We start from the raw sequence: 15,436 nt of genomic DNA, 5'->3' as shown, positions 1-15,436 counted from the left end.
CGGGACGGGCAGCACACATGGAGCCAGCGGGTTCTTACCCACCGAGCGCTACGGATCATAACTATCCGTGCCGACGCATTGATCGGGGCACAGCAGCACGAGGGGCGCACGGACCGGCCCGCCGAGGGCTAGGTTCGGTGCCATGACCTCGCAGAAGCTGTCTTTCCCCCGCCAGCACGCCCGGACCCAGAGGTTCACTCTCGGCGCACCACGGGCATTCACCGTCTCACCGGATGGGACGCGGGTGCTCTTCCTCCGTTCGTCCTCCGGCAGCGACCGGGCGAACCGGCTCATGGTGCTGGACACCGGCACGGGCGAGGAGCGGGTCGCCGCCGACCCCGTGGCCCTGCTGGGTGGTTCGGTGGAGAAGCTGTCGCCGCAGGAGCGGGCGCGGCGCGAGCGGACCCGGGAGGGTTCGGCGGGCATCGTGGGGTACGCGGTGGACGACGCGGCCGAGTTGGCCGCCTTCGCGCTCTCCGGAAAGGCGTACGTCGCCGAGCTGAGGGCGGGCACGGCGCGCGCCCTGCCGGTGCCGGGCCCGGTGATCGATCCCCGCCCCTCCCCCGACGGCCGGCACGTCGCCTACGTCGCGCGGGGCGCGCTGCGCGTCGTGGGGGCGGAGGGGGACGGCGACCGGCCGATCGCCGAACCGGAGGACGCGCACACCTCGTACGGCCTCGCGGAGTTCATCGCGGCCGAGGAGATGAGCCGCTACCGCGGTTTCTGGTGGTCGCCGGACTCGGACCGCCTGCTGGTCGCCCGGGTCGACGACAGCGCCGTACAGCGGTGGTGGATCGCCGATCCGGCGCACCCCGGGAACAAGCCCGCGGAGGTGCGCTATCCGGCGGCGGGAACGGCCGACGCGGAGGTGCGGCTCTTCGTGACGGACCTGGACGGGAACCGCACGGAGGTGGTCTGGGACCGTTTCCGCTTCCCTTATCTGGCGCGGGCGCACTGGTCCTCGCACGGGGCCCCGCTGCTCCTGGTGCAGGCCCGTGACCAGCGCAGCCAGCGGTATCTGGCCGTCGACACCGAGAGCGGCGCGACCCGTACGGTGCACGTCGACGAGGACGCCGTCTGGCTCGACCTCTTCGACGGGGTGCCCGCCTGGGCGCCCGACGGGCAGCTCGTACGGGTCGCCGACGAAGGGGGCGCACGCGTGCTCTCGGTCGGGGACAGGCCGCTGACCGGCAGTCGGCTGCACATCCAGGCGGTCCTGGACGTCGGGGAGTCGGACATCCTGGTGGAGGCCGTAGCGGGCGAGGACGCCGCGGACCCGGAGACGGGACAGAGCCATGTGTACCGGGTCAACGAGCTGGGCGTGGAGCGCGTCAGCGAGGGCGTCGGGGTGCACTCCGCGGTTCGCGGGGGCGGCGTGACGGTGCTGGTGTCGGCTTCTCCGGAGTACCCGGGCAAGGCCGTGCAGGTACTGCGTGACGGCAAGCGGATCGCCACCGTGGCGAACCTCGCCCAGGAGCCGGTCCTGACCGCGAGGGTCCGGCTGACGGAGGGGGGCGCACGGCGGATTCCGTGCGCCGTGTTGCTCCCCACCGACTACAGGGAATCAGACGGGCCGCTTCCGGTCCTGATGGATCCGTACGGCGGCCCGCACGGGCGCCGGGTGGTCGCCGCCCACAACCCGCACCTCACGTCGCAGTGGTTCGCGGACCACGGTTTCGCCGTGGTCGTCGCCGACGGCCGTGGCGCGCCGGGACGTTCGCCCGGTTGGGAGAAGGCGGTCCGGGACGATTTCACCCTCACACTCGACGACCAGGTCGAGGCGCTGCACGCGCTGGCCGCCCGCTTCCCCCTGGACCTCTCGAAGGTGGCGATGCGCGGCTGGTCGTACGGCGGCTACCTCTCCGCGCTCGCGGTACTGCGGCGCCCCGACGTCTTCCACGCGGCCGTCGTCGGCGCACCGGTGACGGACTGGCGGCTCTACGACACCCACTACACCGAGCGCTATCTCGGCGACCCGGCGAAGCAGCCCGAGGTGTACGCCCGCAGCTCCCTGGTGACCGACGAAGGGCTCTCCGAAGCCGCCGGCACGGCACGGCCCATGATGATCGTCCACGGAATGGCCGACGACAACGTGGTGGTCGCACACGCGCTGAAGCTCTCGTCCGCGCTGTTGTCCGCCGGACGCCCTCACGAGGTGCTGCCGCTGAGCGGGGTGACGCACATGACGCCTCAGGAACAGGTCGCCGAGAACCTGCTGCTGCTCCAGGTGGACTTCCTCAGGCGGTCCCTGGGGCTGCCACGGCCGTAGGGCCCGTCACCAGCCGGGCGGCGGGGACGCGGGCGGCGGTGGGGCGCCTCCGCCGCCGCCCGGCGGACCGCCGTGCCCGGGCGGACCGCCCGGCGGGTATCCGTAGCCCGGAGTGGCGCCCTGCGGGTAGCCGTAGCCCGTGGCCCCGCCCTGGGGGTAGCCGTAGCCGGGCGCACCGCCCTGCGGGTAGCCGTGACCGCCGTACCCCTGCCCCTCGCTGTCCGCGAAGCCCCCGCGCGCCAGGACGAGCAGGGCCGTCGCCCCGGCGAAGGCGAGGAAGAACGAGGTGAGGATGACGAGCTGTTGCTCGGTCCGCGCCTCGCCGAAGTGCTCCAGCCACGCGTGGTGAACGGCACGGGCGATCCCGCAGCCGCCGGCGACCGACAGGAGTCCGGCGGCGATCATGCCGAGCGGGCGGGCGTGGACGGCGCGGAAGAGCGCGGTCCACGCCACCGTCAGGCAGACAGCACCGAGTGCCACGCTGCTCCAGCCGGGCGGCGCGGCGGTCAGCCCGAGCGTGAGGGCCTCTCCGCCGATGAACCAGTCGGTATGGACCTGGTCGGGCAGCGTGAAGAGCTGGCGGACCTCCCAGGCGATCACGACGGCGCCCGCGGCTCCGAGAACCAGGAAGGCCGTGACCCCGGCCCCCCGGCCGGGCCTGGTGGGCCGGGGCTCGTAGAAGTCCTCGGGCTGTCGGCGGCCGGCGGCTCCGGTGATGACGAGCGCGAGGCCCGCGGCGAGCGTGACGAAGGTGCCGACGAGTGCGCGGGTGCGCAGTTCGTCGCTGTACCGCCCGTCCATCCAGGGCGAGCCGATGGTCCAGACGCCCGGCAGCCGCAGGACGAGGGTGACCAGTCCGGTGGCGACCAGCGCGGACGCGGCGATCGGAGAGCGCAGTGCGGCGATCAGGGCGAGCACGTGGGCGACGAGCAGCACGGGATCGGCCTGCAGGGTGGCGGGCGGCTTCTTCGGCCATCCGTCCGAGTAACCGGCCCAGTAACGCAGCAGCACGAGCGGATCGCCGACGGCCCGGAGATCCCGCACGATCCACCCCGCGACGACGGCCGCGAGCACGGCGCAGAGCACCGCTCCGGTGATTCTGGCTCCCCGTGTGAGTATCACCCGAGCGATACTCCACCGCGGTCCGCCGATGGACAAGAGGACCTGTGGGGTGTGCGGGAAGGGGAGACCGGCCGGGACGACGTGATGAACGCCCCGGCCGGTTCACGGCACCCGCACGGCCGTACGTTCTCCATGGTGGGACGTTCACATATCGGTGTGGCGACGGTCGAGTTGCCTGTGTGTTAACGGATCTGAGGACCGTTCACCACTCCTCGTTCAGCCGAGATCCGGCCCCTCGGGACTCGGATCGTCCTTGCCCGGGGACGGCGGCTCCTCGCCCTCGGGCGTCTCCCGAGCCCCTTCCTGCGGCACCACCTGCTTCTCCTCGGCGAAGTGGCAGGCCGAGTCGTGGCGGGCCGGTGTCTCCGATTCCCGGAAGACCGCCGGTACGGCAAGCAGCGGCACCTCGAGCCGGCAGCGCTCCTGGGCCTTCCAGCAGCGGGTGCGGAAGCGGCAGCCGGACGGGATGTTCGCCGGGGAGGGCACGTCACCGTGCAGGATGATCCGTTCGCGGTGCTCACGGGCCGTCGGGTCGGGCACCGGGACGGCCGACAGCAGGGCCTGGGTGTACGGGTGCGTCGGGTGGTCGTAGATCTCCTCGTCCGTGCCGATCTCGACGATGCGGCCGAGGTACATGACGCCGACCCGGTCCGAGATGTGCCGGACGATGGACAGGTCGTGCGCGATGAAGAGGAAGCTCAGGTGGAATTCGGCCTGCAGCCGGTCCAGCAGGTTGACGACCTGGGCCTGGACCGACACGTCGAGCGCGGAGACCGGCTCGTCCGCGACGATGATCTCCGGGTTGAGCGCGAGGCCGCGGGCGATCCCGATGCGCTGGCGCTGACCGCCGGAGAACTGGTGCGGATAGCGGTTGATGTACTCCGGGTTCAGACCGACGACGTCGAGCAGGTCCTGGACCTTCCGCAGCCGGCTCCCCTTGGGCGCCACCTCGGGGTGGATCTCGTAGGGCTCCCCGATGATGTCGCCCACCGTCATCCGGGGGTTCAGCGAGGTGTACGGGTCCTGGAACACCATCTGGATGTTGCGGCGCACGGCCTTGAGCGCGCGGCCGGACAGCTTCGTGACGTCCTCGCCCTTGTACCGGATCACGCCCCCGGTCGGCGGTTCGAGGTTCACGAGCATCTTGGCGACGGTCGACTTGCCGCAGCCGGACTCACCGACGATGCCGAGCGTCTCGCCGGCCGCCAGGTCGAAGTCCACACCGTCGACGGCCTTGACCGCGCCGATCTGCTTCTTGAAGAGGATGCCCCTGGTCAGCGGGTAGTGCTTGACCAGGCCGCGCACCTCCAGGATCGGGTCCCCCTCGGCGTACGGCTGCGTTCGTCCCGCCTCCCGCGCCTCGGAGAGCAGCGTGGAGCCCCCCGCGGCGCCCCCGCGTCCGGTGTCCTCAGCGTGCATCGAGCGTCTCCTTCCAGAAGTGGCAGGCGCTCCGGCGTTCCTCGTCCACGGTGTAGAGCGGCGGCACGTCCGTGCGGCACACGGCCTGGGCCATGGGGCAGCGCGGGTGGAAGGCGCAGCCGGGCGGGATGTGGAGCAGGTTGGGCGGCAGTCCCTTCACCGCGTACAGCTCCCGGCCCTTCTGGTCCAGCCGGGGGATCGAGCGGAGCAGGCCCTTGGTGTACGGGTGGGCGGGAGCCTTGTAGATCTCGTGCACGGGCGAGGTCTCCACGATCCGGCCGGCGTACATCACCGCGATCTTGTCGGCGACGTCGGCGACCACGCCGAGGTCGTGGGTGATGAGGATGAGCCCCATGTTGAGCTCGCGCTGGAGTTCGGCGAGGAGGTCCATCACCTGGGCCTGGACGGTCACGTCGAGGGCGGTGGTGGGTTCGTCCGCGATGATCAGCGAGGGCTCGAGCGCCATCGCCATGGCGATCATGATGCGCTGGCGCATGCCGCCGGAGAACTGGTGCGGGTAGTCGCCGACCCGCTCCCGGGCGGCCGGGATGCGCACCCGGTCCATCAGCTCGATGGCTTTGGCCCTGGCGTCCCCCCGGGACATCCCGCGGTGCACGACGAACATCTCCCCGAGCTGCTGGCCGACGCTCAGCACCGGGTTCAGCGAGGACAGGGCGTCCTGGAAGATCATGGCCATCTCCTGGCCACGGATCCTGCGGCGCTCCTCGGACTTGAGCTTCAGCAGGTCTCGGTCCCGGAAGAGGATCTCGCCCCCGCTGATCCTTCCCGGCGGCATGTCGAGGATGCCCATGACCGCCTGGGCGGTGACGGACTTGCCCGAGCCGGACTCCCCGAGGACGGCGAGCGTCTCGCCCTCGGCCACCGAGTAGTTGACCCCGTTGACAGCCTTGGCCACGCCGTCCCGGGTGTGGAACTCCACGTGCAGATCGCGCACTTCGAGCAACATGGCAGCGGGCTCCTCAGCGCAGCTTGGGGTCGAGGGCGTCGCGCACCGCGTCGCCGAGCATGATGAACGCGAGCACGGTCACGGCCAGCGCGCCGGCGGGCCACAACAGCATATGCGGCGCGTTACGGACGTACTGGGAGGCGGCGGAGATGTCGATGCCCCAGGAGACGGCCGGCGGTTTCAGGCCGACCCCGAGGTAGGAGAGGGTCGCCTCCAGCGAGATGTACGTCCCCAGGGCGATGGTCGCGACGACGATGACGGGGGCGATGGCGTTGGGCGTGATGTGGCGCAGCATCATCCGCGAATTGGAGGCTCCCAGCGCCCTGGCGGCCTGGACGTAGTCGTTCTGCTTGGCCGTGATGACGGAGCCGCGTGAGATACGGGCGATCTGGGGCCAGCCGAGCAGCACGATGAAGCCGATCACCGGCCAGACGGTGGAGCTGGTGACGACGGACAGGAAGACCAGGCCCCCGAGGACCACGGGGATACCGAAGAAGACGTCCGTGATGCGGGAGAGCACGGCGTCCCAGACCCCGCCGAAGAAGCCGGCGAGACCGCCCAGTACGCCGCCGAGCAGCGAGACCCCGAGGGTGGACAGGACACCGACGGTCACCGAGGTCCGTGCGCCGTAGACGGTGCGGGTGTAGACGTCGCAGCCCTGTCCGTCGTAGCCGAAGGGGTGCCCGGGCTGGGAGCCCTCCTGGGCCTTGGCGAGGTCGCAGTCGAGCGGGTCCTGGTCGGTGATCAGCGACGGCCAGATCGAGATGATCACCAGGAAGAGGATGACCAGCCCGGAGACGATGAAGACCGGGTTGCGGCGCAGGTCGCGCCAGGCGTCGGACCACAGGCTGCGCGGCTTGCCCGCGGGCCCGGTGCCGTCCGGGCCGCCGGGCGTCTTCTCCAGTGTGGTGCCCTCGTCGACGGCGAGGTCCATGGCCCCGCCCGCACCGGCCCCCGAGATCGCCCCGCTGCCCATCGACTCGTCCCACGGCTTCTGCTCAGGCATAGCGGATCCTCGGGTCGAGTACGGCGTACAGGAGGTCGACGATCAGGTTCGCCGCCAGGAAGACGAGGACCAGGACGGTGACGAACCCGACGACGGTCTGGGAGTTCTGGCGCAGGATGCCCTGGTAGAGCTGGTAGCCGACCCCGTGGATGTTGAAGATCCGCTCGGTGACGATCGCCCCGCCCATCAGTGCGCCCACGTCGGTACCGATGAAGGTGACGACGGGGATGAGGGAGTTGCGCAGCAGGTGCCGCACGACCACCCGCCGCCGGGGCAGCCCCTTCGCGACGGCGGTGCGGACGTAGTCGGCGCGGGCGTTCTCGGCGATCGAGGTCCGGGTGAGCCGGGTGACGTAGGCCAGGGACACGGAGGCCAGGACCAGCCCGGGGACGATGAGCTCGTCGAGCGGCGCCTCGGAGGAGACGGACGGCTTGATGATGCCCCACTCCACGCCGAGGAGGAGCTGGAGCAGGAGGCCGGTGACGAAGGTCGGTACGGCGATGACGACCAGGGTCAGGATCAGCACCGAGGTGTCGACGGGCCGGCCGCGGCGCAGTCCGGTGACGACGCCGAGGCTGATGCCGATGACGATCTCGAACACGATCGCGACGATGGTCAGCCGGATGGTGATGGGGAAGGCGGTGGCCATCAGCTCCGTGACCTTCTGCCCGTTGAAGGCCGTGCCGAAGTCACCGGTGAAGATGTTGCCCATGTAGGTCAGGTACTGCTGCCAGACCGGCTTGTCGAGGCCGAACTCGGTGCGCAGCTGGGCGGCGGTCGCGGGGTCGCACTGGCGGTCACCGCAGAGGCCCGCGATGGGGTCGCCCATCACGTTCACCATGAGGAAGATCAGCAGCGTGGTGCCGAAGAAGACGGGGATCATCTGCAGCAGCCGCCGGATCACATAACGTCCCATGAGGGGCTCCGGGGGTCGGGGCGAGCGGGCGGGCGGACCGGAAAGCCGGGGGCCGGTGCGGGACGCCGCACCGGCCCCCGGCTTCAGGGGGTCACTTGACCTTGATCTGGTCGTACACCGGGACGCTGAAGGGGTTCAGCGAGACGTTCTCGACCCTGTCCGAATAGCCCGCGCTGCCGTTCTGGTACCAGAGCGGGATGACGGGCATCTGGTCGACGAGGACCTTCTCGGCGTCCTGGAAGGTGGTGACGGCCTTGGCCTTGTCGCTCTCCGCGTTGGCCTTGTCGATCAGGTCGTCGAACTTCTGGTCGCTCCACTTGCCGTCGTTGGACGGGGCGTTGGTGTAGTAGAGCGGCTGCAGGAAGTTCTGGATGAGCGGGTAGTCCATCTGCCAGCCCGCGCGCCAGGCCCCGGTCAGCTTCTGGGTGGAGACCTGGCTGCGGAAGTCGGCGAAGGTCCCGACGGGCCCGCCGACGCACGCCTTGCTGTTCCCCATGACGTTGTTGATGCTGTTGCAGACCGCGTCGACCCACTCCTTGTGGGAGCCGGTGTCCGCGTTGTACGAGATCTTCAGCTGGCCGCCGGGGATGCCGCCGCCCTCCTGGATCAGCTTCTTGGCCTCCGCCTTGTCGTACTCGCAGGCGGAGCCGCAGAGGCCCTCCTTGAAACCGCCCTCCTCGCCGAGGACCGGCGAGGTCCAGTCGGAAGCGGGGGTGCGGGTCTTCTGGAAGATCTGGTTGGTGATCTGGTCACGGTTGATCGCCATCGACAGGCCCTGGCGGACCTTGACCGCGTCGGGGGTGTCCCATGCCTTCTCGTAGAACGGGAAGGCGAGCGTCTGGATGATGCCGGCGGGTGTGTTGATGTACCGGTCGCCCAGGTCCGCCCCGACGTTCTTGAGCTGCGACGCCGGCACGTCGTCGACCAGGTCGAGGTTGCCCGCGGTCAGGTCGGTGTAGGCGGTGTTGTTGTCGGTGTAGACCTTGAGGTCGATGCCGCCGTTCTGCGCCTTGTCCGATCCGGGGTAGCCGTCCCAACGGCGCAGGTTCATCGAGGAGCCCTTGGCGTACTGGTCGATCGTGTAGGGACCGTTGCCGATCGGCTTGGAGAGCCAGGCTTCGTGGTCGGAGTAGAAGACCTTGGGCAGCGGCACGAAGGCCGCGTAGCCGAGGGTGTCGGGCCAGAGCGAGAACTTCTGCGACAGCTTGGCCGTGAAGGTCGTGCCGTTGACCACCTTCAGGCCGGAGAGGGTGTCGGCGGTCGCGCTGCCGGACTCGGGGTGGACCTTGTCGTAACCGTCGATGTACTGGAAGAAGTAGGCGTTCTTCTGGTTGTTCTTCAGCGCGGCGCCGTAGTTCCACGCGTCGACGAAGGACTTCGCGGTGATCTTCTCGCCGTTGCTGAACGTCCAGTTGTCCTTGATCGTGATGGTGAAGTTCTGGGAGTCGGTCGACTCGATCTTCTGGGCGATCTCGTTCTGGGCCTCGCCCGTCTTGGGGTCGTACCGCACGAGCCCCCGGAAGACCATGTCGAGGACCTTGCCGCCCTGCACCTCGTTGGTGTTCGCCGGCTCCAGCGGGTTCTGCGGATCGCCCCAGGACGAGCTCACGATCCCGTCGGCGCCACCGCCACCACCGCTGTCCCCTCCACCGCAGGCCGTGGCCGTCAGGGCGACGGCTGCGGCACATGCGGCCCACCTGGCTCGTGTGGCTCCGCGCATGGAGTGCCTCCTAGATGTCCCTTGAGTTGCTCAATGCCCCATATCACCCCATCAGCCATCCCGTCGCATGTTCACTACGGCCGTCCGTGGCACCCGGGGCCGTGGGGCCCCGGCGAGGGCTGCTCGTCTGCTGCGAGACTGTGGCGGTCCGGCATCGGCGAGCAGCGGGGGCACACATGACGGCACGTCCGGAGCACGGGACACCGGCCGGCGGGTTGATCATCTTCTTGAACGGGACGTCGAGCTCCGGCAAGTCGAGCATCGCCAGGGAGCTTCTCGGCGTCCTGGGCGAGACGTACTTCCACATGCCGGTGGACGCCTTCCACGCCATGCGCCGAGGCCCCGAGCTCCCCCACGACGAGCTCGCCGCCATGCTCGGACGCACCTGGAGGGGATTCCACCGGGCAGTCGCCGGCATGGCCGCGGCGGGGAACAACATCGTGGTCGATCACGTCTTCAGCGAGCCGTGGCGCCTCCATGACTGCCTCGGTCTCTTCACCCCCCGGGACGTCGTCCTCGTCGGGGTCCGCTGCTCCCTGCCCGAGCTGGAACGGCGCGAGCGGGCCCGGGGCGATCGCCCGGCAGGACTGGCCGCCCGGCAGTTCGACCGCGTCCACGCCCACGGCGTCTACGACGTCGAGTGCGACACCGAGCGGGCGGGTGCCGTGGAGTGCGCCCGGCTGATCGCGGAGTTCCTTCCCGGGCGGCCGCGCCCGACCGCGTTCGAGCGGATGAGGGCGAACCCGGACACACTGCCGCAGGGGTGACCGGGCCGTTCCGGGCAGGACCGCCTTACCCGCAAACGCGTCCGGGGGGCCGGGACGCCTGAAGCGTCCCGACCCCCCGGACCTGCGACCGGAGCCTGCGGCTACTCGGTGTCCGCGTCCTTCTCGAGCTCCGCGAGCGCGGGGTCGAGAACGATGTCCGCGCCGGTCTTCTCGGTCGTCGGGTCCTCCGGGAAGTGGCAGGCCGTCAGGTGACCTTCGCGGTTGCCGGAGATCTGGACCAGCGGCGGCTCCTCCGTCGCGCACTTGTCCTGGGCCTTCCAGCAACGGGTGCGGAAGCGGCAGCCGGACGGCGGATTGACGGGCGAGGGCACGTCGCCCTCGAGCCGGATCCGCTCCTTGTTCGCGCTGTCCACGTCCGCCTCGGGAACGGCGGACAGCAGGGCGTGGGTGTAGGGGTGCCGGGGCCGGTTGTACAGGGAGTCGCGGTCGGCGACCTCCACCACCTTGCCCAGGTACATCACGGCCACGCGCTCTGAGAAGTGCCGGACGATGGCCAGGTCGTGGGCGATGAAGACGAAGGCGATGCCCATCTCCCGCTGAACCTTCTGCAGAAGGTTCACCACCTGTGCCTGGATGGAGACGTCCAGGGCCGAGACCGGCTCGTCCGCCACGATCAGCTTCGGCTGGAGCGCGAGGGCGCGCGCCACCCCGATGCGCTGGCGCTGTCCGCCGGAGAACTCGTGCGGGAAGCGGTTGTAGTGCTCGGGGTTCAGCCCGACGAGCTCCAGCAGCTCCCGCACCCGGTTCTCCCGGCCACCGGACGGGTTGACTCCGTTGACCTCCATCGGGCTCTTGATGATGGTGCCGACGGTCTGCCGCGGGTTCAGCGAGGAGTACGGGTCCTGGAAGATCATCTGGATCTCGGACCGGATCGGGGCCAGCTGCCGACGGCCGGCGTGCGTGATGTCCTGGCCCCGGTAGGTGATCTTCCCGCCCGTCGGCTCCAGCAGGCGGGTCATCATCCTTCCGGTGGTCGACTTGCCGCAGCCGGACTCGCCGACGAGGCCGAGGCTCTCGCCCTCGTACACCGAGAGGTCGATGCCGTCGACGGCCTTGACCGCGCCGACCTGACGCTTGAAGGGGAAGCCTCCGTAGATCGGGAAATGCATGGCCATGCCCTCGACCGAGAGCAGTTCGCGGCGTTCACGAACCCCGTCCGTGGAACCCTGCTGTTCAGGCAGAGTGACGTTTTCACTCATGTCTCTGCGTCTCTCCTAGCCCAGCCGGGGCTTGATGTCGTCGATGAAGATCGTGCGCTTCTGCTCCGGCGTCAAGTGGCAGGCTGCCGCCCGGCCCTCGGCCAGCAACGGCCGCTCGCCGCTGCACCGCTCCCCGTCGACCTTCTCGGTGAAGGCGCAACGCGGATGGAACGGGCAGCCCGAAGGCGGGTTGAGAAGGCTCGGAGGCGAGCCGGGGATCGGCATGAGCGCCTCGTTGATGTCACCGCCCAGACGCGGCATCGAGCTCAGCAGACCCCAGGTGTAGGGGTGCTTGGGCTGCTGGAGGACCTCGCGGACGGTGCCGCGCTCGACGGCCCTGCCCGCATACATCACCAGCAGGTCGTCCGCCATGTTGGCGATGACCCCGAGGTCGTGGGTGATGAAGATGATCGCGGAGCCGAACTCCTGCTGCAGGTCCTTGAGCAGGTCGAGGATCTGCGCCTGCACGGTCACGTCGAGCGCGGTGGTCGGCTCGTCCGCGATCAGCAGGTCGGGGTTGCACATCAGCGACATGGCGATCATGGCGCGCTGGCGCATACCACCGGAGAACTGGTGCGGGTAGTCGTCGAAGCGCAGGGCGGGCTGCGGGATGCCGACCTTGGTCAGCATCTCGATGGCCCTGGCCTTGGCCTCCTTGCGCGAGGCACCCGTGTGCTTGCGGTACGGCTCGGCGAGCTGTCTTCCCACGGTGTAGTACGGGGAGAGCGCCGTGAGCGGGTCCTGGAAGATCATCGCGGCCCGGTTGCCGCGGATCCGCTCCATCTCCTTCTCCGAGGCTGCGATCAGGTTCTTGCCGTCCAGCAGGATCTCTCCCGTGACGTCCGAACTCTGCGGATTGTGCAGCCCCAGGACGGCCAGGTTGGTCACGGACTTGCCGGAACCCGACTCACCCACGATACCGAGCGTCTTGCCCCGCTCGACGTCGAACGAGAGCCCGTCGACCGCCTTGACGACGCCGTCCTCGGTGGAGAACCGCACCCGCAGGTCGCGTACCGAGAGGAAGGCGTCCGGCCCGGTCGGGGCCGGTGTGTCTTCGGTCTTGGTCAGTGTGGTCACGGTCGTTCTCCTAGGCGAGGCGCACGCGCGGGTCGATGTAGGCGTATGCGAGGTCGACGATGATGTTCAGTACCAGGATGAAGAAGGCTCCGAACAGCATCACCCCCATGGTCACCGGAAGGTCCTTGGTCAGCGAGGACTCCACCGCGAGACGCCCGATACCCGCCAGGTCGAAGGTGAACTCGGTGACCACACCACCGGCGAGGAGCCCGCTGAGGTCCATACCGAGGATGGTGACGATCGGGGCGAGTGATCCTCGCCAGGCGTAGCGGAAGAAGACGTACCGCTGCGGCATGCCCTTGGCGCGCGCGGTGCGGACGTGTTCTTCCTGGAGCTGCTCGATCATCGTGGAGCGCGACATACGGGTGTACTGGGCGGTGAAGATCGTTGCCATGACAGCCCACGGGATGAGCAGGGCGAGGGCCCACTCGACCGGGCTGTCCAGGAACGGGACGTACTTGGGGCTCTCCATCCAACCCGTGCTGAAGACGAGGAGGCCGAGGACGATCGGACCGAGGAAGTAGATCTGGAACGAGCTGAGCACCATCGAGGCGCCACTGACAGCCTTGTCCAGGGCGGTACCGCGCTTCCAGGCCGCGAGCAGACCCGAGCCGAGGCCGAGCACCAGGAAGATCACCAGGGAGCCGACGGTCAGCGACAGCGTCAGCGGGAACCGGTCCATGATCGAGTCCCACACGAAGTCGCCCGTGCTGAAGGACTGTCCCAGGCACGGAGCCGCGCAGTGCCCGACGGCGAAGTCACGTCCGACGACGATGCCGCGCATGAACTCCCAGAACTGCGTCGTTATGGGGTTGTCCAGGCCGAGGTTCTCCCGGATGACCGCAATGTTCTGCGGCGTGCAGTTCTTGCCGCAGGAGAGCTGGGCGAAGTCCTGGGGGATTGTGTAGAACAGGAAGAACGTGAAGGCGCCGATCAGGAACATGATGACGACTGCGCCGGTCAACCTGCGGATGAGGAACTGAAGCATCGCGGGAGGCTGCTCTCTTCGGAAGCGGCGGGTTGTACGGAGGGGTCCGTGGGGGTGCGCTCCGCCTGGCGCGCACCCCCACGGAGTAGCCGATCTGAGGTGTTACGGCTTCTTCAGGTACAGACGGTTGATGTCGATGTAGCTCGAGTTGGTGCTGTACCGGGCGCCGCCGATGTTGGAGCCGAAGAGCTGGAGCTGCTTCGAGTAGTAGACCGGGGCGGCCGGGTTGATCTCCTCGACGATGCGCTTGTGCGCCTCTTCCCACTTCTTGGCCGCGGCCTCGGGCTCGAGGACCAGCGCCTCCTGGATGAGGCTGTTGACCTTGGCGTCGTTGATGTGGGAGTAGTTCGGCTGACCGTCGGCGACCAGGGTGCCGTCGTAGACCGGGGTGACGACGGTGGACTGGGAGGCCCAGTCCTGACCCCAACCGGTCATGTACAGGTCGAACTCGTTGTCGACCTTACCGATCTGCTCGTAGAAGGTCGCGCGGTCGATCTCCTTGGCCTGGATGTCGAAGCCGATCTTGGCCAGCGCGTCCTTGATGATGACCATCTGCTTCTGGCCACGCGGGGTGTTGGAGTAGGCGTAGGTGAGCTTCGTTCCCTCCGCGACACCCGCCTCCTTCAGCAGCGCCTTGGCCTTCGCCGGGTCACCGTTGGGCTTCTTGAGCTTGCCGAACGGGTCGTACGTCGGGTCGTAGCCCGGCAGGGTCGGCGCGAACAGACCGCCGGCGAGCTCGCCGCCGTACTTGCCGCCGTCGGCCTGGATCATGGACTGGCTCGGGATCGCGTAGGTGATCGCGTCGCGGACCTTCTTGTCCTTGATGCGGTCCAGGTTGAAGCTCATCTGCCACACGTAGGGCTGGTAGCCCTTGATCGTGCGCTTGTTGACCGCCGCGTTACCGATCACGGACGACGCCTGGGCCGGGTCCACGGAGTCCGTGAACTGCATGGCGTTCTTCGCTTCGCCCTGGTCGGCGATCAGACGCTTGGTCTGGCTGGGCTGGTCGATCGTGGTGGTGAAGTCGTAGCCGTCCACGTACTGGTGGCGGACGGCGTCCGTCTTCGGGTCCCAGTTGGTGTTCTTGACCAGCTTCAGGGACTTGCCGGACTTGTACTCGGCGATCTTGTACGGGCCGAGCGACTTCGGAGCCTTGTCGTACTTCTCCTTCGTGTCCGCCTTCTCGGGCACGATGGCGTAACCGGCCATCGAGAGCGCCTGAGGCAGGTCCGGACGCGCCTTGTCGAAGTTGAAGACGATCGTCTTCTCGTCCGGCGTCGACAGCACGCTGTCGGGCAGGTGCTTGCCCTTGTAGGGGCCGTCCGGCAGCGCCTTGCGGTAGTCCGAGCCCGAGAGCCAGGTCTGGACGAAGGACGGGCCGTCGAAGATGACCTTCGAGTACTGACGCTCGAAGGTGTGACGGACGTCGGCCGAGGTGATGGCGTTGCCGTCCTCGTCCTTGATGCCGTCCTTCAGCGTGTACGTCCAGGTCTTGCCGCCGTTGGAGGACTTGCCGGCGTCGGTGGCGATGTCACCGACGACCGTCAGGTTGCCCTCGTCGTCCTCCTGGTAGTTCGTCAGCTTGCGGTGGATCAGGTTGGCGAACTGGCCCGCGTCGCTGACGTAGATCTGACCCGGGTCCATGTGGGACAGGTCCGACTGCGTGTAGATGTTGATGGTGCCACCGGGCTTGGCACCCGGGACCTCGGCCGCCGGGCCGTTCGAGTCGGCGGCCTCGCCGTAGACGACAGGCTTCGACTGGGACGCGGCGTCCTCCTGCGACTTGGACTCGTCCTTTGCGCTCTTGCCGCTGTCGCTGGAGCAGCCGGTGAGCGCCAGCGAGCCGGCAGCGGCCGCGACGACGATGACGCGTGCGGAACGCGATCGAATGGGGTTCATGATGCTCTGTGCACCTACCTGTCGGTTGTTATCCAGAGAAGTGCTGCCTGACCGTCCGGTTGCCCG

General features: G+C 68.7%; 12 protein-coding genes. 2 read left to right on the top strand and 10 right to left on the bottom strand.

Annotated elements, in window-relative coordinates:
- The first annotated feature begins 142 nt into the window (after positions 1-142).
- The gene (locus tag JOC24_RS03905) at positions 143-2,269 is read left to right on the top strand and encodes a S9 family peptidase (protein WP_205018654.1); all 2,127 of its coding nucleotides are present in this window, start codon (positions 143-145) and stop codon (positions 2,267-2,269) included.
- A 6-nt stretch (positions 2,270-2,275) separates the two neighbouring features.
- On the opposite strand, the gene JOC24_RS03900 is transcribed toward JOC24_RS03905, so the two are convergent.
- From JOC24_RS03900 to JOC24_RS03875, 6 genes are all read right to left on the bottom strand, one after another.
- Positions 2,276-3,391 (bottom strand): hypothetical protein, encoded by a 1,116-nt coding sequence (locus JOC24_RS03900; RefSeq protein WP_205018653.1) that lies wholly within the window; start codon positions 3,389-3,391, stop codon positions 2,276-2,278.
- Positions 3,392-3,607: 216 nt separating this feature from the next.
- Complete coding sequence (locus JOC24_RS03895; RefSeq protein WP_205018652.1) at positions 3,608-4,810, bottom strand: ABC transporter ATP-binding protein; 1,203 nt, start codon at positions 4,808-4,810, stop codon at positions 3,608-3,610.
- Positions 4,800-5,777, bottom strand: a complete 978-nt coding sequence (locus tag JOC24_RS03890; RefSeq protein ID WP_205018651.1) for an ABC transporter ATP-binding protein — start codon at positions 5,775-5,777, stop codon at positions 4,800-4,802. Before JOC24_RS03890 ends, JOC24_RS03895 begins: the two co-directional genes overlap by 11 nt.
- Before the next feature lie 13 nt (positions 5,778-5,790).
- The gene (locus JOC24_RS03885; protein ID WP_205018650.1) at positions 5,791-6,783 is read right to left on the bottom strand and encodes an ABC transporter permease; all 993 of its coding nucleotides are present in this window, start codon (positions 6,781-6,783) and stop codon (positions 5,791-5,793) included.
- The gene (locus tag JOC24_RS03880; RefSeq protein WP_205018649.1) at positions 6,776-7,699 is read right to left on the bottom strand and encodes an ABC transporter permease; all 924 of its coding nucleotides are present in this window, start codon (positions 7,697-7,699) and stop codon (positions 6,776-6,778) included. The genes JOC24_RS03885 and JOC24_RS03880 overlap by 8 nt, the downstream gene beginning before the upstream one ends.
- A gap of 91 nt (positions 7,700-7,790) precedes the next feature.
- Entirely contained in the window at positions 7,791-9,419 is a 1,629-nt protein-coding gene (locus tag JOC24_RS03875; protein WP_205018648.1) for a peptide ABC transporter substrate-binding protein, read from the bottom strand.
- Between the two features lie 176 nt (positions 9,420-9,595).
- Here JOC24_RS03875 and JOC24_RS03870 point away from each other — a divergent pair, with 176 nt between their 5' ends.
- Complete coding sequence (locus JOC24_RS03870) at positions 9,596-10,186, top strand: chloramphenicol phosphotransferase CPT family protein (RefSeq protein WP_205018647.1); 591 nt, start codon at positions 9,596-9,598, stop codon at positions 10,184-10,186.
- 101 nt (positions 10,187-10,287) lie between these two features.
- Here JOC24_RS03870 and JOC24_RS03865 read toward each other — a convergent pair whose 3' ends face one another.
- From JOC24_RS03865 to JOC24_RS03850, 4 genes are all read right to left on the bottom strand, one after another.
- On the bottom strand, positions 10,288-11,406 hold the full coding sequence (locus tag JOC24_RS03865; protein ID WP_205018646.1) for an ABC transporter ATP-binding protein: 1,119 nt from the start codon (positions 11,404-11,406) through the stop codon (positions 10,288-10,290).
- A gap of 15 nt (positions 11,407-11,421) precedes the next feature.
- Positions 11,422-12,483 carry an ABC transporter ATP-binding protein gene (locus tag JOC24_RS03860; protein WP_205018645.1) on the bottom strand — a complete coding sequence of 354 codons (1,062 nt, stop codon included), beginning with the start codon at positions 12,481-12,483 and terminating at the stop codon, positions 11,422-11,424.
- A gap of 10 nt (positions 12,484-12,493) precedes the next feature.
- The gene (locus JOC24_RS03855; RefSeq protein ID WP_205018644.1) at positions 12,494-13,471 is read right to left on the bottom strand and encodes an ABC transporter permease; all 978 of its coding nucleotides are present in this window, start codon (positions 13,469-13,471) and stop codon (positions 12,494-12,496) included.
- A gap of 102 nt (positions 13,472-13,573) precedes the next feature.
- Complete coding sequence (locus JOC24_RS03850) at positions 13,574-15,370, bottom strand: ABC transporter substrate-binding protein (RefSeq protein ID WP_205018643.1); 1,797 nt, start codon at positions 15,368-15,370, stop codon at positions 13,574-13,576.
- Positions 15,371-15,436: the final 66 nt, after the last annotated feature.

Source organism: Streptomyces sp. HB132 (genome assembly GCF_016909575.1).
Classification (GTDB): Bacteria; Actinomycetota; Actinomycetes; order Streptomycetales; family Streptomycetaceae; genus Streptomyces.
Note: the sequence above shows the minus strand (reverse complement) of the source record. Positions and strands in the feature narration are given on the sequence as shown.

Bases quoted from the DNA above. Each gene is read 5' to 3' on its own strand.
- JOC24_RS03905 (WP_205018654.1), top strand. From the start codon at position 143: ATGACCTCGCAGAAGCTGTCTTTCCCCCGCCAGCACGCCCGGACCCAG.
- JOC24_RS03895 (WP_205018652.1), bottom strand. From the start codon at position 4,810: ATGCACGCTGAGGACACCGGACGCGGGGGCGCCGCGGGGGGCTCCACG.
- JOC24_RS03890 (WP_205018651.1), bottom strand. From the start codon at position 5,777: ATGTTGCTCGAAGTGCGCGATCTGCACGTGGAGTTCCACACCCGGGAC.
- JOC24_RS03885 (WP_205018650.1), bottom strand. From the start codon at position 6,783: ATGCCTGAGCAGAAGCCGTGGGACGAGTCGATGGGCAGCGGGGCGATC.
- JOC24_RS03880 (WP_205018649.1), bottom strand. From the start codon at position 7,699: ATGGGACGTTATGTGATCCGGCGGCTGCTGCAGATGATCCCCGTCTTC.
- JOC24_RS03875 (WP_205018648.1), bottom strand. From the start codon at position 9,419: ATGCGCGGAGCCACACGAGCCAGGTGGGCCGCATGTGCCGCAGCCGTC.
- JOC24_RS03870 (WP_205018647.1), top strand. From the start codon at position 9,596: ATGACGGCACGTCCGGAGCACGGGACACCGGCCGGCGGGTTGATCATC.
- JOC24_RS03865 (WP_205018646.1), bottom strand. From the start codon at position 11,406: ATGAGTGAAAACGTCACTCTGCCTGAACAGCAGGGTTCCACGGACGGG.
- JOC24_RS03855 (WP_205018644.1), bottom strand. From the start codon at position 13,471: ATGCTTCAGTTCCTCATCCGCAGGTTGACCGGCGCAGTCGTCATCATG.
- JOC24_RS03850 (WP_205018643.1), bottom strand. From the start codon at position 15,370: ATGAACCCCATTCGATCGCGTTCCGCACGCGTCATCGTCGTCGCGGCC.